Origin of the sequence: Streptomyces sp. NPDC006743 (assembly GCF_040703815.1) — a bacterium.
GTDB lineage: Bacteria > Actinomycetota > Actinomycetes > Streptomycetales > Streptomycetaceae > Streptomyces.
On the sequence record NZ_JBEYJA010000011.1, the window covers coordinates 37,136 to 59,666 of the forward strand.

Consider the following 22,531-nt stretch of genomic DNA (forward strand, 5'->3'; position numbering starts at 1 on the left):
ACTCGGCCCCGGCCCCCGGCGGCGAGTCACCGCGCCGGGCGGTGCGGCCGCCTCACAGGTGCTGGTCGGAGATGAGCTTGCGCAGCCAGGGCCAGGACGAGGGGCCCGGCATGCCGTCCACGGCCACCTTGTGGCCGTACCAGTCGTTGATGTCCTCCTGCGCGTTGCGCATGGCGGCCTGCGACCGGGCGCCGAATATGCCGTCGACCGTGCCGGCGCCGTAGTTCTTGAGCAGGCACTGGGCCTCCGCACCCGCCTGCGACACCGAGGTCCGCGTCGGCACGACGGTGTTGCCGCTGTAGTGCCCGCGTACGCCCTGCCGCCCGAGTAGGACATGTGACAGGTGTAGGCCTGCGTGGAGGAGGAGGCGGCGTGAGCGGCGGGCGTGACGGCCGTGACCGCGCCGAGCAGTGCCGTGGTGGCGAGGGCGCTCGCGAGGATCGAGCGCGACGGACGAAAGAACACGGTGTTCCCCCTTTTTTTCCGATCCGATGACGTCCCGGGGCGCCTGCGGGGCGGTTGACCAGGTCGGTACCCCCCCGGGTGGTGGTGCCCCACCGCCGACCGCGCCGCCGGCCGGATCCGAACGTACTGTCCGGCCCGTACGGCGGCGTCCCGCACAGGGTTGAATCTCCTGCAACCACAGCGGTAGCCGTGCTCGACTCCTGCAACCCGGGTGGTAACGGGGGCGGACGACGACCCGCTGCCGAGGCGGCCGCCCGCTTCTTCGGGTACGAGGCCTGGGCACGGAGCCTGGAGGAGCGCGCGGACGGCTGGTGGCCGAAGGCTGACAGGGACGTGATGGTGTCCTCGGTCACCGGACTGACGCGCCGCGACCACTGGCGCGAGTGGGAGGCGATCACCTGCCCCACGCTGGTCGTCAGGGGCGCCGACGGCACGATGCGCGAGGCGGAGTTCACCCGGATGCACGCCCGCCGCCCGCACGGCACCACACCGCTGACGGTCACCGGCGCGGGCCACGACGTCCACCTGGACCAGCCGGAACGCCTGTACGAAGCGGTGAGGGCGTTCCTGACCTGAGTCGAGGCTTGTCAACTTTAGTCCGGCGAGTTATATAAAGAGGCGTAGGGCATCGCACCCAGTGCCACAGGAAAGGAGTGACCTGTGATGCTCATGCGCTCGGATCCCTTCCGCGAGTTCGACCGTCTCGCGCAGCAGGTCTTCGGCCCCGCCCGCCCCGGCGCCATGGCCATGGACGCCTACCGGTCGGGGGACGACTTCATCGTCCACTTCGACCTCCCCGGGGTCGACCCCGAGACCATCGACCTCGACGTCGAACGCAACGTGCTCAACGTTCACGCCGAGCGGAAGTCCCCGGCCGCCGAGGGCGCGGAGATGATCGTCGCCGAACGCCCCACGGGCACCTTCACCCGCCAGCTGTTCCTCGGCGAGACCCTCGACACCGAACGCATCGACGCGTCGTACGAGGCCGGCGTCCTCACGCTGCGCATCCCGGTGGCCGAGCAGGCCAAGCCACGCAAGATCCAGGTCACCGGCGGCAGCGAACGCCGCCAGCTCAGCGGCTGAGGAGCCGCCCCCGGCCCGGCCCACCCCGGCCGGACGGACCTTGTGAGAAGAGCGTCCCGTGAGCCCGTGCCCCGCTCACGGGACGCGGCCACGCACCACCCCGGCGAGCCAACCCACGCGGAGGAGGCCCCCCACGATGACCGCGCCGGCGGCACCCATCCCGACCATGACGACCCTGACGGAGGCGGGCCCCGCCTCCACGTCCCGCACCTGGCAGATCCTGATCGAACGCGTACGCGAAGCGGGCGGATACACGACGAGAGCGCAGGCGGAACGCGTCACCCGCACCGTCCTGTCCGCCCTCGGCACCCACGTGACCGGCGACGAACGCGTCGCCCTGGCCCGCGCCCTGCCCGAGGAGGCGGCCAGGGTGATCGCCGCCCAGATCCCGGTCATCCGCCCCCTGACGGCCCGTGAGTTCGTCGAGTCGGTGGCGTCCCGCCTCGACAACTCCACCCCGGCCACGGCCCGCTGGGACACGGGCACGGTCCTCACGGTCCTGGCGGACCTCCTGCCCCCACCCGTCCTGACGGACGTCCTCACCCAACTCCCCCCGGGCTACGCCCTGCTGTTCGGCCGCGCGGAACTGACCGGCCCACGCCCGCCGGCGCCCCGGAGGGGGTGATCTGGCCGGATCTTCCCTGTCCGCGCCGAACCGCGTTGCTTCGGCGATCAACGCCCTGATAGAGATGAAGATCCCCTTGCCGGTCCCGCGCGGTCCGACGGACCGGCCGGGGAACGTGTCCCCGCAAGGGGCCTGCGGGGGCCCACGGGAGGCGACGGGAGCCAGGGGGGTTGACGTGACGGGGTGGGATGTCACACCCAGCGGGGTGGAATCGATTCTGTCGCTCGTCGGTCTGGCGGCCGACGAACTGGGCAAGGACATCAAGGGCTACGGCAAGAGCGTCGAGGAAGCCGCCCTGCGCGCCGGCACCATCAGCGGCCCGTACTGCGGCTCCGCGCCCGTCGGTCCGGTCGGCAGCGCGGTGGCGGACTTCGTCTCCGACACGGAGTCGCAGGTCACGTTCATGGTGGCACGCATCAAGAAGACGATGGACGGCACCGTCGATGCCACCACCGCCTACGTCGACGGGGACCTGGCCATGGCCGCGCGCGCCCAGCGCGAGGCGGCCAAGGTCCCCTCGTCCGCCGAACTGCGCGCGGTGACCGAGCGGGCCGACCGGCACGGCGGAGGCCGGACGAAGTGATAGAGCCGGGGGGAATACCGCAGTACACCGGCGACTTCGGCAAGCTGTCCGAGGCCGTCACCGAACTCCGCACCCGTGCCGTCGGCATCCGCAACGACGGCCAGGACGTCCACTCCCGTTTCCAGGCCACGGCCGCCTATTACAGGGCGCCGGAGGCCGATCAGCTCTTCTCCTCCACCCAGCCGGTGATGGACACCGCGGACGAATTCGCCGCGCACATCGAGTCCCTGGCCGACGCGTTGGAGACCTTCGCAGCGCAGGCGAAGCCGCACGCGGACCGCTTGGAGGAACTGAGGGAGAAGGCCGTCGCCTTCGTGGACAGCGTGCGGGGCGACGACGACTGGACCAAGGACCAGGACAAGGTCGACGCGAACAAAGCCCTGATGGACGATGTGGCGGCGGCCGTCGAAGGTTTCCAGACGGCGGAGCGCGACGCGGCGAACAAGATCAGGAGCATCAGCCCCGGGGCGTGCCGCCGCGACTGGGTGGCCGACGATGGCAGCCACGCACCCGGCATGTACGGCGCCGACGCCGGCACCCTCACGTCCATGGATCACCTGCCGTGGGGCAGCGCGGACGAGCGCACCTACGAACGCTGGAGCCTGGACTGGTGGGGCCACGGCGTCAAGAGCTGGGGGTGGGACGGCATCGTCAAGGACAGTGTCTGGGGCGGCTTCGTCGGTCTGGGTGTCTTCGAGGACAACCTCCTGGGCGTGAACGGCTCCCAGGCCCGGCACGACACCTGGGACGGCCTCAAGCGCACCTTCGTCGGTGCCTACGCCTACGGCATGGACGCGGTAGGCCTGGGCGACCACCTCTCGGACTGGCAGCGCGGCAGCGAGGCGTACGCCGAGGAGTTCGGCAAGGGCTTCATCGCCTACGACACGTGGGACGAGGACCCGGCCCGCGCCCACGCCGTCACGAGCTTCAACCTCCTCACGGTCTTCGCGGGCGCCGCCGGCGGTCTCGCCCGGCTGGGCAAGGCGGGCCGGGTCGCCGAGACCGCAGGCACCGCGGCCAGGGCCGGCGACGTCCTCGACCCGATCGCCGGCACCATGAAGGCGGCCAAGGCCCTGTCCGACCTGCCCAAGGTCTCCGAGGTCCTCGCCCGCGTCACCGACCACCTCGGACTTCCCAAGTCCCGTTTCCCCGACACGGCCCTCGACCTGAGCGACCGCTACCGGATCGACACGAACGGCAACCTTGTCCCGCTGCACGCGGACGGCACCCCGAACACGACACCCGCGGCACGGGAGCCTTCCGCGGCCGAGCGGGTGCCCTCGGACGACAGACGACTCGCGGGTGTCGGAGGACGGGGGCGGGAAGGTGCTGTGGGGATGGCCGACCACCGTTCGCCGCACGCGAGCCGTCAGGCGCCCGACGGCGGCTCTCCCCACGAACCACCGGGGGACGACAGACATGCCGGCGCAACGCACCACGCCGGAGCGGCGGCCGCGGAACACCACCGGGGAACCGGTGGCCCGGCCTCGGAACACAGTCATCCCGGCCGGACTGACATGGGCAGCGGACACGGAGGAGGGGCCGCAGGCGGCGGCCATGACCACGACGCGCACGCACACCGCCCTGAACCGACTCCGTCCGGCCCCCTCGAATTGGGTGGCGAGGCCGAACGGAACCTGCGCGAGGCCCTGCACAACATACCCAAGAACACCACCAAGCCGAAGGTCCTCGAAGCCGCCATCAGCAGACTCGCAGAATCCCCGTCAGGTCGGGAGATCGCGGATATCATCACCTCTGGCCACTTGGCCAAGTGCCCCGGCTTCAGGGAAACCGTTTCGATGCTTGGTTCGAGCAAGACAGGGCAATTTTCCCGCGCTGTCGACCAGATTCGCCTTGGCGAGGAGTTTTATCGCCGAGGTATCCGCGACATCGAATTCGAAGTCAAGAACCAATCCATCAAGGCGGATATTGATGTGCGGATCACGGATGATTCGGGGCAGAGCTGGGGTTACCAGCTGAAGAGGCTTGACAATCCTAAGAATCCTTTCAACTCTATTTCCAAGTCCGAGAACCTGGGTCAGCTCTCGAAGTCGGAGTCGGATCACAAGATCATGCTCGTGGATGCGCAGGGCACCGTCGCCGACTGGCAGCAGAGAGGCATTCCGGATGAACTTCTGCAAGTTCACCGGGGTGAGCACCCGTTCAAGAGCGACAAGGGGCGTGGCATCCTGTTCGTGATCCGCCTCGAGGACGGAACGATCGTCATCCCGCCGGGCGCGATGGCTGACCCGCGAGGAGTGCTGTGATCACGACGATGGACGCGGTCGGCGCCTGGTCCTGGGAGACCGGTGACGCCGGCTGTGAAGGCGACCCGCTGGTGCCATGTGTTCGGCTGGCGCTCGACGTGTGGTCGGTTCTCAGGACGCTCGGCCTCGCGGAGGCGTGCGCGCGGGCGGACATCGCGGTTCGCACGGGGAGCGAGGGTGCCGTCGTCCCGCGAGCGCAGGGAGTACGCGTCGACTTCTCCGCGGGCGATGCCGAACGCGCGCTCCTCGAAGCGCTGAGTGAACCTGACCGCCGGAACGTCGGTCTCGCGACCATCGACCTGGAGCTGCCGGGCGGTGTCCTGCGGGCCGGGGACCGGTACCGGGCTGAACAACTCTTCTCCGTGACCGTCGACGTGTGGCCGAGCGGGGCCGCATCGATCACTCTCCGCACATACTCCGACGCCTGGTTGTCCCATGACCTGCGCGGTCGCAGACAACCGGATGTTCAGAAAGAGAATGCCCCACGGCTCAAAGCCGCCCTTGCTGCCGTCACGGACCTGCTGGGCGTGCCGATCGAGCCCTGGGACCCGGGTTTCCACGGCACGCCGACAGAGGATGGCTTCGAGGATTTCCCGGACGATGACCCGGACCTTCTGGATTCCTGGTACATGTTCGAGGTTCCACGACGGACCGAGTGGCTCCAAGGAAAGGTCCCACAAGAAAAACCGCATTACGAATCCCATTCATCGGCGCCAGTCGACTTCGCCGAGGTGTCGATCGACGGACGTGTCATCGGTTACGTGTGGGCGGATGAGAGCGGTGAGGCGGCAGGGTACGAGCCGCGATCCCCGGCCGGCCGTATCGCGTTCGATGCCGCAGAAGACTGGCTGGACCATCTCAGTGGATGCAAGGCCCGGGGGTTGCCCTCCAGCCAGGCCCTGCGCGAGGCCGTGCGACGGTCCGGTACCGATCGATCCGGCGCCGTCGTATCAGGTTCCCTCCGCAAAGCCATCAGTGCGGAAGAAGTGCAGGAACTGTCCGGCAGAGAATGGTGACACGCCGAACCTGGTACGTGCCCCGTCGTCCTGGTGCTGGTTGACCGTACGGGTACGGAATCCGCATCGGGCGACGCCGGACACGCCGATATGCGGGCGGCGGGGCGAGAACTTCCGGCACGGTCGGGCTTCGCGGCTGGGCGAGCCTGATGCCCACGTCGGTCCGGCCGCCCCGGCTGTGTGGCTCTCGGCTCTCCACGCGCACCGACATCGACGAGCCGACGCCCGGGTCATCTCTTCCGGAAGGCGCCCCATGACTCAGCACGCCATAGCCCTCACCCCGCGGATGCCGGACCCGAAGACCCTGCTGGCCGCCCTCCACGCGGGCGGTCCCGATCTGCGCGTCAAGCGGTCAGGGCAAGGTGCCGTGGCACAACTGCACGCGGAGGACGGGCGTCTGATCGCCTCGGTCGAGGCGCCTCGCTACCTCCAGGTACCGGGAGAGACGGCCCGGCTCCTGGGGCCCGCCGCTGCCACCGGCACCCCGGTGTGGTGGACCGAGGTCCGCGCGGCCTCCGTCGTCCCGGAAGCGCCCCGGCTGGCAGCCTCCGTGGCAGGCCGCCTGGCCACCCTGCTCGACGGCAGCACCTGGCCCCGCAGCGCCGGCGCTCACACCGGCGTCGTCACGGTCGCGGCCTCGGGTGAACCCGTCGACGCGGTCGGTGGTGACGTACTCACCGAAGCCGACCTCGTCACCACCCGAGCAGCCACCGTCCTCCAGGACACCCCGGTCCTCGCCGCCACCACCTGGCTGACCGAACTCCTCCGTACCACCGCCCGCACCGGCCGGCACCTGCACCTGGTCACCCCGCCCGCCACCCGCCTCACCCTGCCCGCCCGCACGCTCCTGGAGCGCACCTCCGCCCGCTGGGTCGTGAGCGCCCCCCGAACCGGCTGTCACGACGGACTGTCCGGCCTGGAACTGAGCTGGCGTGACGGCCTCTTCACCCCGGCACCCGGTCCCAGCCCCACCATGGCGGACGCCTACCGGCCACCATCAGGCCCATCCGGTGAACGCCAGCTCCTCCTGTCCCTGCGTACCGTCCACCCCGCCGACGGACAGCTCCTCCTCGGCGGCGCCCTGGAGTGCGCCTGGCGGACACTGACCGGTGAACCGCCCGCGGGCTGGTCCACCGCGGAACCCGTCAACGTCCCGTGGTCCCGCCGTCAGCTGACCGACCTCGCACGCAACCGTGCTCGCCGTGGCTCACCGACCTGGCTGGTGGCAGTAGGCGACCCGGACCGCCCGGCGATCGCCACCCAGCGCGTGACCCACACCCGGCTGGGCGTCGAGGAACACATCACACTGGCCTTCGGCCACACCGGCGACAGACCCGCCCCCTTGGACCGGCTGCCGCACCTGGCAGAGAAACTGGCCGCTCAGCACCGTCTGGCCACAATGATCACCGAGCTACGGGCAGCCCGCGCGGACCTCACGGTGCCGGCGCACTACGAGCCACCGGCCCTCCCCGTCGCCCTCACGTTCGGGCCGGACGCCGTGGCCGACATGGGGCTGAGCCGAGCCGGGAGCCTCGTGCCGGACACACCCCCCACCCGTCTCGGCTCCGCGGCCCGCCCCGCCCTCCACTACGAACTCGGTGACGGAACCGATGCCGCGGCCTGGAGGCGACTCCGGCGCGCTCAGGAACACGTGAGGGCAGCACCCGAACGCAGGTGACGACCGAGGGAGCGCCGGGCTCTCGTGACGCCCGTGTCGCCCGGAGCGGGCGAAGACCCCCAGCCGCTCGGATGGCCCCCTCGGCACCCCCGCCCTCGCCATCACCCTGTGGTCCCTCTTCGCCGCCCCCAAGGCCCGCCTGCGCCCCGGCCTCCCCTTGGTCCTCCTCGTCAAGGCCCTGGTCCTCGGCGGCGGCGCGGCGGCGGTGTACGGCGTGGGCCACCCGGCAGCGGCCGTCGCGACGGCGGTCCTGGTCACCGCGAACACGGCGATGGTGGAGACGTTTCGGCGCACCCGGGTCACTGCCGGCAGGCCGCCGGGCCCGAGCCCTTCGCCGGGCCCGTGAACGATCGGGTGCCACGGCGAACCTGTGTCTCCTCGAGCCGCTACTCGATCAAAGGCGCTCGGACCACCCTCGGCGCAGAGCAACCGTGAAGGCTCCCCACGCCGAGGCCCCGACAGCCGCCACGTGGGAGTCGCCGAGCTTGGTGTCGCGGAGGAGTACCCGATCACCGTGACGAGCACACTCGAGGCATTCGCCCCCCGCGCCGTTGCTGTAGGACGACTTGGCCCATGAGCGCAGGGTTGCGGCGTCACCACGGGTGAGGCTCATCGCGCGTACTCCTTCACAACGTTCTTGATGAACTGGGTCGTCCGTCGTGGACTCAGGGCCGCTGCCCGCAACTCGTCGAAGGCACGCGTGTACTCGCGGACATGCGGCTCACCCTCCAAGTACATCGCATCGGTGATTCCGTCCCGGTACACGACGTCCGGGTCCTCCGGATCGGGGAAACCCAACATGGTGAAGGATCCCGTGGTCGGGCTCGTGCCGGCATCGAAGGGAAGCACCTGCAGCGTCACGCTCGGCTGCTCCACGGCCTCCAGCACGCGTTCCAACTGCGCACGCATCACCTGCCGGTCACCGATGACTCGGCGCACGGCCGCTTCACTCACGACGAACCAGCAGTCGGGGGCACCTGCGCTCGCCAGCATGGCCTGTCGCTCCAACCGCACGCGTACGGCACGGTCGATGTCCTCGGGAGACAGGTACGAGCCGCACGTGTGCAGTTCGCGCACATAGGGCTCGATCTGCATGAGCCCGGGCAGCACCTCGCACTGGTACTGCCGCAGTGTGGAGGCGTCCTGTTCGAGACCGATGTAGATGGAGAACCACTCGGGGACGCCGGAGCCGTGCACCTGCCACCAGCCGCGCGTCTTGGCCTGTCGTGCCAGGGACTTCAGGAACTCCCGCAGTTCGTCGCCGGTGTCGTAGAAGCGGCACAGCGCATCGATGTCGGAGGGCTGGATCCGCCCGCTGCCGGTCTCCATCCGATTGACCTTGGAACCGCTCCAGTCGAGAGCGGCGCCCACCTGTGCGCAGGTCAACGCGTTCTTCTCCCGCAGCTTCTTCAGCTCGATGGAGAGACGACGGCGACGTGCCGTCGGTGATCCGGCCATCTGACCCCCTTCGTGTCGAACAGCCCTCAGTCTCCGGGGCATCGGTGTCGGCCACCAGTCACTCGATGGTGGGATTCTCTCCGTGCACATTGCACGACGGGATGCGCGCCGGCCATTCTGGCGGAGGAGGACGGCCGACGCGGGACCGGTTCTCGGCTCGGCGTCCGTACGGACCGGAAGGCGTTGGAGGGTTCGGAAGTGATCCCAGGAACATGCATGGTGCGAACGCCCTGGATCGTGGAGTTCATGGCCGCGGAAGCGGAGGTGGCGGCCCTGCGACGCCGGGTGCGGGACCACCTCGGGACGTGGGGGTTGCAGGCCCTGGCGGACGAGGTGCAGCTCTGTGTGAGTGAACTCGTGGCCAACGTCATCAGTCACGTGGGCGCCGGCACTCCGACGACCCTCGCGGTGCTGATGAACGGCACGTTCCTGCGCATCGAGGTCCACGACCCCGACAGCCGCGCCCTGCCCACCCTCGTCGACGCGGACGCCGAGGCCGAGGGCGGTCGAGGCATGGCGCTCGTCGCGGCGATCAGCGACCGCTGGGGCGTCCGACTCCTCGCCGATCGGAAGGTGACCTGGTGCGAACTGGCGACGGTCCTGCTGCCTTCGGGGGGTCACCCCGGAGGTGCCCGGGTGAGTCGGGCCGAGGCCGTGATCGACCTCTACGGTGCCTCGGGTCCGCGGACTCGCTCGCGCACGGGGAGGCTCAGCATCGCCGAGGGGGAGGAGGCGGCGATCTTCATCATCACCGACCTCCTCCACTGGCTCCGGACGCACGGTCATGACGCGGACGACGTGCTGGACCGCGCCCAGACGCGGTTCGAGACCCAGATGGCCGAGGTCGGCTCGTGACCCGGGTCGACGACCGTCAGGAAGCGAGGGCGACCCCGAAGAATCCAAGAGAGGGGTCCTCGGGCGTCCCCACCAGCAGCGCACGGTCGAGCAGGATGTTGTTGTGCTCGCAGCTCGTCTCGGGGAGCATCACGCAGGCGTGACAGGCGGCGAGATTGGTGCCGTCGGTGCCGGAGACCGTGGTCTCCATGCAAAGAGGATCGGAGGAACACCACTCGGCACGACGGACGGCGGAACGGATCGTCCGGTCGAGGTTGTCCGGCTCACCCTGCGCGACAAGACCACCGAGGCTGCCCGCCGAGTCGCTCGTCGCCGTGTAGACGAGGACCCCGGCCATGTCATCGGCGGCGTACAGGCGCTCGCGCAAGGAGGCGGACGGGTAGCCCGCATCCAGGCTCCACTCGTTGATGAGGACATGGGCCAAGGTGTGCAACAGCACCAGGCGGGGCGTCGCAGGGGACTGCACGGCCCGACTCGGATCGTCGGCCCGCTGATCGAGCATCCGCTGGTGAGCGGTGCGCATGCGCTCGACCCGGGCCGCCACCGCCGTCGCCTTCTCCCAGGCGTCCAATCGGTTCTCGTCCAGGCGAAGGAAGACTCCCTCGCCCTGGACCTCCATGGCCGGCAGCCAGCGCAAGGGCTTCTCGGAGAGCGCCATCTCCTTCGCGTCCGTCGTCGACTCGGTGTCGACGAGTCGGGTGAACGCCTTCAGGGCCCGCACCTCGCGGAGCTTCTTGACCAGCATCGGGCCGGTGATCCCGAGCGGCCGGAGCACGTTCTGGTCACCGAGCGGCGTCTCACAGACGAACTGCTCGTCACGGGAGTGCTCGCTCTCGTCGTTGCCCTGGCGCAGGCGCTCGTACTCCTTGTTGCGCAGGGCGCGGTAGCGGTGGTCGAAGCTCGGCTCCGCCTCGCCCTCCGGGTCCTCCTCGCGTTCCGCGTCGAGCAGGTCCATGACCTCGTCCAGCGGGATCGGACAAGCGCCCTGGAAAGCGCCCTTGAGGTAGATCCCGATGTGTTCGCGGTTGTCGAACTGGCGGAGAGCGTCCCAGTGTCCCGCGAGCGGATCCGCGCGGCCGTTGCTCCACGGAGGGATGGAGAGCGCCGACTTCAGTACCGGCTGCCACACGGACGAGGAACCGCGCTGCAGGGTGCGCAAGGGGAGTCCGCACCCCGCCGGGTCCACGGCGGAGAGGCCGAGCCACGGGCGGGCACCTCGGCAGGTGAGGCGCAGGTCCTTGAGCGCGTTCCTGCGGAAGGAACCCTCCATCGAGACCTCGGGCACCTGGCCGCAGGTGCAGGAGATGACGATGGAGCGGAGCGAGGAGGTGCGTCCGGTCGTGCGCATCCTGAGCTTGCCGCCGCACGTCCCGAGCCTCGTGGCATCCCGGTCCGGCGAGCGGTGCACCCACTGCCAGTAGGGGAACTCGTCGAGGTGCCCGGCCTCGCAGGCGACGACGAAGCGGGAGGGCACGAGGTCCACTTCGCACGTGCCGCAGACGCTTCGACCGGCCGGGGGCGAGAAATCGCGGTGCGGCTGCAGTTCGTCGCACCCGGGGCACGAATGCATGAGGGGGAAGCGGCGGACCCGGAGGCCGTCCCTGCTGGTGTCCTCGGATGCCGGCGGCAACCGGAAGTGGTCGACGTCGAGCAGGCGGGCCAGTCGTCGCTCATGGACGACGCGCGACTCGTCCTTGCTCCAGCTCCGGTCGGCCTCGTCCAGCCCGGAGACGACGAAGGACTCGTGGTCGACGGCGATGAGCGACCCGACGCCGTACGTGGTGATCACCTGCGCGCGGCGGATCGTGCCGCGGCGGGGGAGGTTGTGGGCCGGGGCGGTGCCGTTCGCCGCGGTCCGACGGCGGCGGGCGGGGGGCGGGGTCATCGGTTTCCCTCCATGAACAGGGCGGACTCGGCGTCGACGTCGCGCAGGCTCCACAGGGTGGACCACGCCTCGCGGTCCTCGGACTCGTCGTCGTACGACTTGAGGAGCGAAGGGGCACGGCTGCCCCGCCTGGGTTCGAAGAGCAGCTCACTGTGGATGTCGGCCTCCTCGCGCCACCAGTCGACGAACTCGTCGAAACTTCGCTCCACGGCCCCCGTCTCCGAGGCGGTGACCGCCTGGACGCGGTCCACGACCAGGGACCTGATGCGGCCCTGCAGGACGTCCGCGTAGGACTCGACCTGACCGGCGCCCTCGTTCGGGCGGGCGGCCGGGATCAGGATGCGGGCGAGAGCGACGATCACCGCGTGCAGTCCCCGTTCACGTGCGCGGGCGGAGAACGGGGTCACGGAGGTGGATTCGACTTCGCGGTAGAGGGCGGAGTGGTAGTGCTGGAAGCTCTCGTAGTGCGAGCGGTCCCGGGCACGCGCCGCGTTGAGCATGACGGCGACCAGGCCGGGGTGGGCACGGCCGACGCGGCTCGTGGCCTGGATGTACTCGGCCGTCGTCTGGGGCTGGCCCATCACGGCCATCAACCCGAGCCGGTCCACGTCCACGCCCACCGCGATCATGTTGGTGGCGAGCAGGACGTCCACGGCGTCCTCGTCGGGGAGCCTCTTCTCGATCCCCTTGAGACGCGTGGGGATCTCGCTGGCGTCGATCCGGCTGGTCAGCTCCGAGTAGTTGGCCACCGAGCGCACGGCCACCCCCTCGCGTTCGGCGAGCAGTTCCAGGTACGCCACCACGTCGTCGTGGACCTGGAGTTCGGCCGCGGAGAGCAGCCGCAGGCTGTTGAAGTAGCCGACGAGGCTCCAGTAGGCGTCGCGCACCTTGTCGTCGGTGTCCGCGTGCATGGCCCGGTGCAGCAACGTGGCGTACGTGCGGATCAACAGCGTGGACTGGCTGGTGCCGGGAGCCAGGAGGCCGACGTAGCGGCGGCTCGCCTTCTCCTCGCGCGGGGTCTCGACGGCGAACCACGAGTCGCGGGAGTCCAGGCCGGCGGGCGGGAACTGACGCACCTTGCGGGCGAAGAGGTGGAGGCCCTGGTCGGCCGCGCGGCGGATGGTCGCCGTGGAGGCGATCACCTTCGGGCGGTCGGCCAGCGCGTCCACGGCGGTCTCGTAGAGGCCGGTCAGGGTCCCCAAGGGACCGGAGATCAGGTGGAGCTCGTCCTGGACGATCAGCTCCGGGGGAGGAGTGCCGTCGGCCGGGTCGTCCCGGTTGAAGAGCGCGGAGGTCGCCGGTCGCCACGGCATCGAGGCGAACTTGTCGACGGTGGCGATCACCAGCGTCGGGCGAGCGTCGTACACCGCCTCGTCGATCAGGTGGACGGGAAGACCGTCGGAGAAGTCGCACTCCGCGCCGGGGCAGCGGACGTGCATCCGCTTGGCGTCCTCGTCGGCCTCGTAGTCCCGGGCGTCGAGTCGAGTGCCGCACCAGGGACAGGCGTGCAGTTGGACGGGGTTCTCGGTGGCGAGACGCTTGTCGAGGTCGGCACGCAGCTCGTCGAGCCTGGAGGCGGCCTCGGCCAGCGTGTTGGGGGTGGCCGAGCGCCCCACCCACATGCCGACGGAGAACGGTTCGTCGCCCAGCTCGGGCGTGCGGCGCCGCATGTGTTCCATGGCGCAGAGCAGGATCGCCGCACGTTCGAACTGCTGCAAGGTGAGCAACCGGAGCGTGTAACGCATCAGGACGGTGACACCACCGCCGTCCGCGCCCCTGCGAATGCGGCGGAGGAAGGACGTCAGGGCGATCAACCCGAGGTAGGCCTCGGTCTTGCCACCGCCGGTCGGGAACCAGAGCAGGTCGGAGATCTGCCGGTCCTCGTGCGCGGGATCGTCGATGCCGGCCATGCAGAGCAGCACGAAGGCGATCTGGAAGGGCCGCCAGCGTCCGGCGGACGGGTCGGGGCTGCCGGCACGTCCGTCCTTCACCCAGGCGCTGCGGGCGCGCTGGTCGGCCATGGCACGGTTGGCGAGCCGGAACGCCCGCATCAGGTCGGGCTTGGTCCGCAGCAGTTCGATGCCCTCGCGGATCCGGCCGAGGGCCTCGCGACAGGCGTCCACCTGATCCCGCGCGGGCCGCTCGTGAGGGCCGTCCGCCAGAGCCTCCGCCTCGGCCGACTTCCGGTCGATCCAGTCCTCGTACCCGGTGGCCAGCGCCTCCAGAGCGGCCAGGACCTCGCTGTCGGACTTCTCGCTCAGCCCCAGCATCGACAGCGAGGAACTGTCGATCTCCGGGTTGGAGTCGGTCAGCAGCACCTCCACGCTGGGTACGAACTCGCTGCGTACCTCGGGGACGGCGGCCGGGGTGCTGTCGACGACACCGATCGGTGACGGGTTCCAGTCCCAGGCGGCGGCACAGCCGTGGCCGATGGCGAAGGTCGGGGCATGGCGGTGCAGCAGCCGACCGGTGGCGATCTCGGGGTCGGGTGCGGCGTCCGGGGCGGGGCGCTCGACGAAGGCGCTCGAACCGTCGGCGGCCCAGACCGTCAGGCCGCACTGGAACAGGGCGAAGGCGTCCTGGAGGTCCCGCTCACCGACTTTCTGTCGGTTGATCAGCGTGACCGTGACGGTGACCGTGCCGGTGACCGGATCGGGTCGGCGGACGATGGCGTGCAGAGCGACCTTGTCCGGCACGAGGTCGATCATCTCGCCCGGGGTGGGGGCGGTCACGTCGATGGTCTTCTCGGGGAGCTGGAGTTCCTTGCGCCGCCACCGCTCCCGCTGCTCCGCGACGGTCCTGGCTTCGGCGCGGCGGGCCGGGACCGGGTTGCCGTCCGCGTCGGTGGGCTCGTAGACCGCCGCACGAGCCGAGACCACGATCGCGTCGCTTATGGCCGGGTCGATCGCGAAGGTCAGGCCCATGGAGGACGGGCGCTTGTCGCCCGAGACACCGGCTTCCTGCGCGGCGCCGGACTCCTCGGCGTCCTCCCGGGCGAGTACGGGCGCGGCGTCCGGGCCGTCCTGCTCGGCGGCGTTCTCGATCCTCCGCTCGCGCGAGGCGAGGGGATACAGCACACCGGTCAGGTAGCGGTCGATCGGCGCGTCATGAGGGAGGACCTCGGCCCGGTCCTCCGGCCCGGACTCCTCGATGGGACCGAAGAGTTCCCTGCGCAGCCCCACGACGAGTTCCTCGTCCCGCACCCGATAGTGCTCGGAGTGCCGACCTGCCACCTGCGTCATGCGCCCTGCTCCTCTTCGTCGTTAGCCCGTCGAAACATGCCGATACCGGTGATCCGCGGCGCGACCCACACACCCCGGTCACCCAGGCCAGCGTTGGCGCCGGCCGCGGTGCTGCCCGTCACCGTCTCCAAGGTGTCGATCCGCAGACCGTGGATCTCGTCGGGCCACCACGGGTCCCACGTCCGGTTCACCTTCTGCACCCCGAACAGCTCCCGCAGGAACCGCTCCGACGCCTCGCCTATCTCCCGTCCCCGGTGCAACAGGACGTACGGCGGACTCTGGTCCTCGCCCGCCGGCAGGTCGTGGCGCTTGCGCAGCAGGACCTCCTGGCCGGGGCCGACCTCCCGCAGGAGATAGGACTGGGTAGCCATGGCGTCGGTGGCGTGACCGGGAGGGTTGTCCCGACAGACGTCACCGGCCTCCGTCACCACGCCGAACCGGTCGTACGACCGCCATCCGCCGACGTACCGCCGGCCGTTCTTGCGGTTCCCCGCCCTCTTGATGACCGGCAGGTCGGGGGAGGGGACGTGATAGAGGTCCTGTCGGGCGCGGGTCATCGCCACGTACAGGGCACGGGCCTCCGCGGGGAGGTCGACCTCGTCGCCGTACTGTTTGTGGAGTTCGGCGACGGTCGGCGGAGCCAGGACGATCACTCGGTCGAACTCCAGCCCCTTGGCCCGGTGCACGGTGGAGACGACGATCCGTGCGGTCTCCGGGTCGGCCGCCTCGTCGGGGAACCGGCCGTCGGCGACCAGGCGGCGCAGCCGGTCCAGGTCGAGCGCGGTGCGCCCGGGCGAGCGGGTCGCGCGCCGCAGCACCGTCCACAGAACCGCCGCGTTCGGTTCATGGGGCAGCGGGATCTGTTCGAGCAGGGAGCGGAACCGCTCCTCGGACAGGCCGGTCGCCTCGGTACGGCGCAGCAGCTCGGCCACCCAGTAGGGGACCGGGCGCTCATCGAGGGGCCGGCGCAGCCGGTGCCCGATGCCGTTCTCGTGGAGCAGCCGGGAGACGACCAACGCCTGCCGGTTGTCGCGGGTGAGGACGGCACAGGTGTCGTCGAGGTCCCGCAGACCCTGCAGCGTGTACTCGTCGGTGAGGTCGCCCAGCGCGTTCGCCGGGTCCAGGAGCAGATCGCGCAGCTCCTCGTAGAGGGTGGCGGCCTCGTCCGCGTCACGGATCCGCTGGAGCCGGGAGCCGTGCGACAGCGCGACCCGTGCCTCCGGGGTGACGGCCCGAAAGTTCTCCGTGAGGTGCAGTTCGACCAGGTCGTCGGGGAACGAACGGCGCAACCACTCGAAGAACCGGCCGGTCTCGTCGTCGCGTTCGGCCGGGTCCTCGATCTGGAAGCCGTACACGGCCTGGGCGGCGTCACCGACCACGGTGAAACCACAGCTGTCCTGGTAGCGGTCGAGCAAGGACTCCACCAGTTCCCGGCGGTCGCCCAGCAGGTCCTGCACCTCGTCGATCACCACATGGGACGGCGGGACCGAGTCGCCGGCCTCCAGCGCCCCGTCCTCGACGGCTTCCGCCGCGGCCTTGATCCGGTCGTCGAAGGAGGTCGCGGCCCAGTCCCGGTCCGGGTGCGCCTGGACGAGCATCCCGTACGCCCAGGCGTCGAAGGTCTGGGCGCGCACCCGGCGGGCCCGGTCCCCGTGCCGGGTGATGCGCTCACGCAACTCCCGGGCGGCCGCCCGGGAGAACGTGAGCACGAGGATGTCGCCTGCCTCCAGCGCCTCCTCCGGGTCCTCGTGACCGCACAGCGCGTCGAGCCGACGCACCAGGGTGTGCGTCTTGCCGGCGCCGGCCCCGGCGGTGACCAGGACCCGGGCGTCCCAGGGCTGCTCGACGACGGCCCGCTGCTCCGCGGTGAGCGGCGGACTGTCGAGGTAGACGTCGGTCACTTGCGGCTCCAGAGGTGCTCGAACTGGTTGAAGGCCAGAGCGGTGTCGAAGTTGGCGATGTTGTCGTCGACGTTCAGGATCAGGCAGGTGTCCTTGCCACCGTTCTTGGGGCCGCGCAGGCCACGCCCGATCATCTGCTGGTACACGTTGGTGCTGTAGACCGGTCGCGCCACCACCACGACCCGCGTCGCGGGCGCGTCGAACCCCTGGGTCAGGACACCGTAGTTGGTGAGCACCCGGAGGCGGCCGTTCCGGAAGTTCTCGATCCGCGTCCTGCGGTCCTGCGCGCTGGTCGTCGAGTCCACGGCGGCGGACGGGACGTCCCGGTCGTTGAGCATGGCCGCCAGGTACTTGGCGTGGTCGACGGAGGTGGCGAAGAGCAGCGTCGGCCAGTCCGGCGGCAGGGCGGCCACCGAGTCGACGATGCGCAGGCTGCGCGCGTGGTCGTCGGCGAGCCGTTGCTCGGCGGCGCGGGAGAGCATCGCCATGCGCTCGGCGTGCGTCTTCTCGTCCTGGCTCAACTCGATCCGACCGCCCTCCAGGGTGCGGTGCTCGACCTGGGCGAGCATGCCCCACCCCTGCAGGTCGCGGTACGGGTCCCCGGAGGGGAACACGCCCTCGTCGAGCCTCCGGTTGCCGAAGCGGGTGACCAGGCGGCGGGTCTCGTCCTCGTTGGTGTTACGGAACGGGGTGGCGGTCAGACCGAGCAGATGCCGCCGCGTCTCGTACTGGGTCAGACCCAACTGGCCGAGGATGTCCGTGTACCGCTTGGAGATGGCGGTGTGCGCCTCGTCCACGATCACGAGCACGGGCTCGCGCAACCACGCGTACTGGTCGGTGCCCAGGCATCGCTCGAGTTTCGCGTCCGTGGCGACCACCAGGTGGGGATGGTCGACGACGTTGCCGACCTCGTTGCTGCTCCACAGCCGGCTCATGGTCAACGGTCGCTCGGCGCCGACCTTGTTCCAGACGAATTTCCAGCTCTGCACGGCCTGCTCGCACAGCTCCTCGGTCTGCGCGATCCACAGCAAGGGGCCCTTGAGGTCGCCGACCCGCTTCACCCAGCGGATCACGGCCTCGGCGGTGACCCGTGTCTTGCCGGCGCCGGTGGGCAGGGACAGCATGCCGCGCTGCGGGGCGAGCCGGTCGAGCAGGGTGGAGATGTTGCGGACCAGGTCCTCCTGGTAGTCGTGGAGCCGCGGGAAGTCCCGGGGGCCCTCGACGGTCTCGAAGGGAGGCGGCGACGGAGTCCTGGAACCGGCGAAGGTGACAGGCAGGCGCAGATCGGAGACGAACGCGATGGCCGCCGACGAGCCCCCGTACGCCACCGGGGCGTTGGGGAAACGGGCCTGGATGTCCCGGGCGTGCTGCTGGAGCACCCCGTCACCGTGCGCGTTGAACGCCATCTGCGCGACGCGGCGTCCGGACGGCTCCACGCCACCGGTCGCCTGCAGCTCGGCGTCCATGAGTCCTTCGGGAAGGCCGGCCCTGAGCGCGTCGGCACCAATCAGCAGTTCGAGCTTGGTCACGACGTCCTCGGCGTCGCGCACGGCCTTCTGCGCGGCCTTCAGAGCGCTGTCCCTGGCCATGCGGTCCTGGTGCTCCAGCACCGCGCGGCAACCGGCCGCGCCGAGGCCGAGGCCGAGTTCCCGGTCGATCAGCCGCAGCATGGGCTCCGGCTCCACCGGCACGCGGATCTTGACCGTGCTGTCCTGACGCACGGCGTCCAGGGGGGAGGCGTGCGTGCCGTTGGGCGTGCGCGTGACCTCCTCCAACTCGACGCATCGCTGCACCGTGCTGTTCCGGTTGCCGCTGTTCAGGCGCTGCCGCAGGGCGGGGAACAGCTCGACGAGGGGGACGGGGTCGCCTTCGGGCACCTCGCGGGTCTCCCGACTGATCACGTCGGCGTAGCGGAGCATGCCCCACTTCGCGATCATCAGCTCGGCGTCCTCGGTGGTCGGTACGAGCAGGGCGGGGAGCTGCTCGGCGCGCAGGGCCCGGTACTCGGCGGTGCCGACGGCGAGGGTGATCTCGTCGTCGGGGCGGGTGCCCCAGGTGTCACCGATCCTGCAACGGGTCAGCGAGTCCTCGGGGAAGTCGGCCCCGAACCGGGTCAGCATCACGTAGGTGGCGCCGACGAAGGTGTCGTCCTCGCTGCGGGACACCTCGTCGAGGAGCGCGTCCCAGCGGTCGGCGGGGACCTCCTCCACGGTGGTGGGCAGCCGCAGCTTGCGAGCCTTCTCGGGGGAGATGTCGGCGACCGGGAGCACGTCGCGGTAGGCGGCGAGCTGAGGGCCGACGGCCTCCGCGAGCGGCTTGATCCCCTGGGAGGTGGCGACCCTGCCGTGCTTGCGCAGCATCCACCGGATCGGGGACATCACCGCCTGCCGAGTGCCGGTCTGAGCGCCGAACTGACGCGTCCAGTTGTCCACCACGGCCTCGTCGGGCAGCGCCTTCAGGAAGGCGGCGCGGGACGCCTCGGACAGGTCGCGGAAGAGATGGAGCGGTCCACCGATCGCGGCGCCCTCGACCTTCATCCGGTTCAGCGAGGGCCGCGGGGCGCGGCTGTCCAGGGAACGCAGGTAGGAAGCGTGGACGGCCGCTCGGTACTCCTCGAACCAGGCCTCGTCCGCCCGCGGTTGCACGCCACCGGCCGGCCGGTCCCGCAGGCCGATCAGGGAGAAGAAGTAAGTGTCGTCGGAGTGGAACGTCAGGTCGACGGCGACGCCGGGATCGCGCTCGGCGTCCACCACGACACCGGGCAGCATGCAGTCCGCGACCGGCCGGAAGTGCTTGTCGGCGGTCCGCACCCGGAGCGTCGAGTGCGGATCGGGCACCCGCTCCAGGACCTTGTGGGCCAGCGGGCGGATACCGGCCTGGCGGAACAGCTCCCAGAAGCGCTCCCAGTCGGACTGCCCGTAGTGGTCGAAGCCCTGGTCGAGGACGCTGACGAATCGGCCCTCGGCGTCGGCCTCGCGGATGCCGAGGACGCTGAGCGCGTGCGCCAGCGACGGGTCATGGGCGAGCGCGTCGACGACGTAGACCGTGGACTCGCGCAGCCCGTCCTGGTGCTCGGCCCGACGGAACACCTTGCCGTGGACCGGCGCGACCAACCCGTGCTCCTCGGTCAGCACGACGCGGGCCTTGCGGGCCTCGTCGGCGAAGGAGGAGCCCCTCTCGATCATGTCGGCCAGGATGCGGACGGCCACCGCCGACGCCTCGACGGTGCCGTTGGCGACGAGGGCCTCCAGCCAGTCGCGGACCCCGGCCCGCTCGTGACCGGCGGCGGCGAGGACGTGTTCGACCTTGCCGGAGCGCAGCGAGTCCGCCTCGACGCTCGGGTGCAGCCAGTCCGAGGGCCGACCGGGGCACTCGTGCCACATCCGCAGCCACCGCGTCAGCTGCTTCAGGTCCTTGTCCAGCCGCGGGTGGATGCGCAGTCGCCCAGGGGTGCGCAGGACGCCGTCCTGATCGGGCAGCGAGGGACACGTGGCGGTGAGGGCCCAGATCTCCCGGGTCAGGAACTCGTCGGCCCAGCTGATCGACTCCCTGACACGGCCGGGCAGCAGGGGGAGGTACGCGGCCGGGTCCTCGGTCGGGGCCAGTCCGGGGAGGGAGTCGACGACGAGCTTCGCCGACACCCTGATCATCTCCTGGTTGAAGGGGGAGGAGTCGAGCAGGTTCTGCCGGTCCTCGTTGGTCTTCCACGCTCCGTTGAGGATGCCGCTCAGGGACATCTCGTACTTGGTGGGGAAGAAGGACCAGAATTTTCCGCGACCACGAGAGCGGGGGCTGACGTACAGGCCGCTGTCGGCGTCCCGTTCCAGGGCGGGGACGGCCCAGGACAGGTCGAGCGCGACTCGGTCGTGCAGTTCTCCGGCGTCCGCGCGGGCCGCGGGACCCGGCTCGTGCGTGGTGGTGAACACGCGCCACCGTTCCGTGGAGAGAGCCTTCCCCGTGCGCTCCTCCGTCACGGTGTGCAGGTCGCCGGACTGCTGGGCGGTCAGCGTCCGGCGCGCCATGGGCCTGGGGCGGTGGTCCTCCAGCACGACCTTGGCGACGTGCGGCGAGAAGAGCTGGAACCCGACCGGGAACTCCTCGCGGGGTTCACCGTGGTCCTTGCCACGACTGCCGTGCATGTCCTTGCCGAGCCGGTCGTCGGCCTTCGGCAACAGGGGGAGCCGGACGACCGTGGTCGCCCAGGTCGACAACTTGTCCAGCACGGGGTCGGAGGCCCGCTCGGCCTGCATGTCGAGCGGGCGGGCCATCCGCAGGACGGGGGCGTCGAACTCCGGCCCGTAGCGCTCCGTCACCCCGGGCACGGCCTTGATCTGCGCGTAGGACCAGGCGCGGTCGAATCCGAAACTCCCGGTACGGCTGAAGAATTCCGGAGCGTCGGTCACCACGAGGACCGACTTAACCCCGACCCCGAACCGTCCGATCTGACCGCCGCGCTTCTTCGACATGCTCATTCGAAGAATGGTCTCGGCCCCCTCCGGAGTGACCGGATCTCCCTCGTTGGCGCAGTACAGGTGGGTATCCGTGAGAACCACGTGGACGCGTCCACCGGGTTCGCCGGCGATTTCGTCGGCCGCGTTCTGGACGAGCTCGAAAAGCTGGCGGTCGCCGTATCCGCCCTGTGTGATGCGGCGCTCGCCATTGGCGTGCTCGGCCACGAGGCCGGGGTCCACGGCATAGGTCTGAAGAACGCGGGCGGACTGTTCGAGGACGGTTTCGATCACCGTTGAGGACGGGGACGACACGGTCGCTGCGCTCCTGACATCGAAGGTGGGAGAAAGTCTGGGAGACGGGCCGGCTCGCCGACTGTGCGAGCCGGCCCGTGGTTCATCGCGCACCGGCGGTCGGAACGTCGTTCCGATGAGCGAGTGCGCAGGTCACACGGGTTGAGTGCGAAAGGTCAGGCGACAGGACGGCTCGCGTCCGGCGGTACCGGAACACCATGGGTCGCGTCGGGAAATCCTCCGGGGAGATCCTCGTCGGAGGGCAGTTCATGGCGGTTCGAGAAGTCCGCTTCTTCGGTCTTGCTCGCCCCCAGGTGAATACCCAGCTCGAAGGTGCTGCGCTCCCGCTGGGAGAGCAGTAACGGAAAGCAGTCGTCCTCGTTCATCGATTCCCACCCCTGTCGATTGATGTCCTGTGATTCGCGCAGGGGTGTAATCGGGTAACGCCCCCGTGAAGCGAATGGTTTCTGTCGCGGGATTCACTCCCGCCGATCACGGTAGCGGCTGGATCCCCCCGGCCGCCAGAACTTACCAAAAACGTTTCCCCATGCGTTCGTTGAGCGCATGCGGGCACAACTCTGGCCAGTCGCCCGGCCCCCGGACAAACCGGTTCGTGAGCGAGTTGGCTTTTCCAACGTGACGAACCTATCGGGGTTTTGAGGTGTCGGCAAGTCTCAACGTCGTTTCACACAAAAGGAGTTGAGGGCCTCCGCTTGTGCAGGGTGGACATA

Annotated in this window: 17 protein-coding genes and 1 pseudogene; 10 read left to right on the forward strand and 8 right to left on the reverse strand. The window is 70.0% G+C overall.

All coding sequences use genetic code 11. From position 1 onward, the window contains the following. Positions 1-52: 52 nt before the first annotated feature. Positions 53-283 carry a peptidoglycan-binding domain-containing protein gene (locus tag ABZ719_RS12310; protein WP_366725132.1) on the reverse strand — a complete coding sequence of 77 codons (231 nt, stop codon included), beginning with the start codon at positions 281-283 and terminating at the stop codon, positions 53-55. Between the two features lie 371 nt (positions 284-654). Here ABZ719_RS12310 and ABZ719_RS12315 point away from each other — a divergent pair, with 371 nt between their 5' ends. The 8 genes and pseudogenes from ABZ719_RS12315 to ABZ719_RS12350 form a co-directional block, all read left to right on the forward strand. Further along, positions 655-1,041 carry an alpha/beta hydrolase gene (locus ABZ719_RS12315; RefSeq protein ID WP_366725133.1) on the forward strand — a complete coding sequence of 129 codons (387 nt, stop codon included), beginning with the start codon at positions 655-657 and terminating at the stop codon, positions 1,039-1,041. Positions 1,042-1,128: 87 nt separating this feature from the next. Continuing rightward, complete coding sequence (locus ABZ719_RS12320) at positions 1,129-1,548, forward strand: Hsp20/alpha crystallin family protein (protein ID WP_366725134.1); 420 nt, start codon at positions 1,129-1,131, stop codon at positions 1,546-1,548. Between the two features lie 166 nt (positions 1,549-1,714). Then, positions 1,715-2,173 carry a DUF2267 domain-containing protein gene (locus ABZ719_RS12325; RefSeq protein WP_366725248.1) on the forward strand — a complete coding sequence of 153 codons (459 nt, stop codon included), beginning with the start codon at positions 1,715-1,717 and terminating at the stop codon, positions 2,171-2,173. A gap of 64 nt (positions 2,174-2,237) precedes the next feature. Further along, complete coding sequence (locus ABZ719_RS12330) at positions 2,238-2,756, forward strand: DUF6507 family protein (protein ID WP_366725135.1); 519 nt, start codon at positions 2,238-2,240, stop codon at positions 2,754-2,756. Continuing rightward, a complete protein-coding gene (locus ABZ719_RS12335) occupies positions 2,753-5,023 on the forward strand; it encodes a hypothetical protein (RefSeq protein ID WP_366725136.1) in 2,271 nt (756 codons plus the stop codon). Before ABZ719_RS12330 ends, ABZ719_RS12335 begins: the two co-directional genes overlap by 4 nt. Further along, a complete protein-coding gene (locus ABZ719_RS12340; protein ID WP_366725137.1) occupies positions 5,020-6,039 on the forward strand; it encodes a hypothetical protein in 1,020 nt (339 codons plus the stop codon). Before ABZ719_RS12335 ends, ABZ719_RS12340 begins: the two co-directional genes overlap by 4 nt. Before the next feature lie 253 nt (positions 6,040-6,292). Then, positions 6,293-7,717, forward strand: a complete 1,425-nt coding sequence (locus ABZ719_RS12345; RefSeq protein WP_366725138.1) for a DUF6177 family protein — start codon at positions 6,293-6,295, stop codon at positions 7,715-7,717. Positions 7,718-7,808: 91 nt separating this feature from the next. Continuing rightward, positions 7,809-8,063 (forward strand): annotated as a pseudogene (locus ABZ719_RS12350) (DUF2568 domain-containing protein); the annotation flags it as partial. 48 nt (positions 8,064-8,111) lie between these two features. On the opposite strand, the gene ABZ719_RS12355 reads toward ABZ719_RS12350, so the two are convergent. Then, positions 8,112-8,330 (reverse strand): DUF397 domain-containing protein, encoded by a 219-nt coding sequence (locus tag ABZ719_RS12355; protein ID WP_366725139.1) that lies wholly within the window; start codon positions 8,328-8,330, stop codon positions 8,112-8,114. Beyond that, the gene (locus ABZ719_RS12360; protein WP_366725140.1) at positions 8,327-9,175 is read right to left on the reverse strand and encodes a helix-turn-helix transcriptional regulator; all 849 of its coding nucleotides are present in this window, start codon (positions 9,173-9,175) and stop codon (positions 8,327-8,329) included. Before ABZ719_RS12360 ends, ABZ719_RS12355 begins: the two co-directional genes overlap by 4 nt. Before the next feature lie 216 nt (positions 9,176-9,391). Here ABZ719_RS12360 and ABZ719_RS12365 point away from each other — a divergent pair, with 216 nt between their 5' ends. Next, on the forward strand, positions 9,392-10,030 hold the full coding sequence (locus ABZ719_RS12365; RefSeq protein ID WP_366725141.1) for an ATP-binding protein: 639 nt from the start codon (positions 9,392-9,394) through the stop codon (positions 10,028-10,030). Between the two features lie 16 nt (positions 10,031-10,046). Here the strand turns inward: ABZ719_RS12365 and ABZ719_RS12370 are convergent, their stop codons facing one another. Genes ABZ719_RS12370 through ABZ719_RS12385 form a run of 4 tightly spaced genes read right to left on the reverse strand, consistent with a single transcriptional unit; the run spans position 10,047 to position 21,524 of the window. After that, positions 10,047-11,915: a DUF1998 domain-containing protein gene (locus tag ABZ719_RS12370; protein WP_366725142.1), complete on the reverse strand. Its 1,869-nt coding sequence runs from the start codon at positions 11,913-11,915 to the stop codon at positions 10,047-10,049. Beyond that, positions 11,912-15,157, reverse strand: a complete 3,246-nt coding sequence (locus tag ABZ719_RS12375) for a helicase-related protein (protein WP_366725143.1) — start codon at positions 15,155-15,157, stop codon at positions 11,912-11,914. The genes ABZ719_RS12370 and ABZ719_RS12375 overlap by 4 nt, the downstream gene beginning before the upstream one ends. Beyond that, positions 15,154-17,058, reverse strand: a complete 1,905-nt coding sequence (locus tag ABZ719_RS12380) for an ATP-dependent helicase (RefSeq protein WP_366725144.1) — start codon at positions 17,056-17,058, stop codon at positions 15,154-15,156. The genes ABZ719_RS12375 and ABZ719_RS12380 overlap by 4 nt, the downstream gene beginning before the upstream one ends. Further along, the gene (locus tag ABZ719_RS12385; protein ID WP_366725249.1) at positions 17,055-21,524 is read right to left on the reverse strand and encodes a DEAD/DEAH box helicase; all 4,470 of its coding nucleotides are present in this window, start codon (positions 21,522-21,524) and stop codon (positions 17,055-17,057) included. The genes ABZ719_RS12380 and ABZ719_RS12385 overlap by 4 nt, the downstream gene beginning before the upstream one ends. A gap of 87 nt (positions 21,525-21,611) precedes the next feature. Between ABZ719_RS12385 and ABZ719_RS12390 the strand changes: the two genes are divergently transcribed. After that, positions 21,612-21,806: a hypothetical protein gene (locus ABZ719_RS12390; protein ID WP_366725145.1), complete on the forward strand. Its 195-nt coding sequence runs from the start codon at positions 21,612-21,614 to the stop codon at positions 21,804-21,806. A 170-nt stretch (positions 21,807-21,976) separates the two neighbouring features. Here the strand turns inward: ABZ719_RS12390 and ABZ719_RS12395 are convergent, their stop codons facing one another. After that, on the reverse strand, positions 21,977-22,186 hold the full coding sequence (locus ABZ719_RS12395; RefSeq protein WP_366725146.1) for a hypothetical protein: 210 nt from the start codon (positions 22,184-22,186) through the stop codon (positions 21,977-21,979). Positions 22,187-22,531 lie beyond the last annotated feature (345 nt).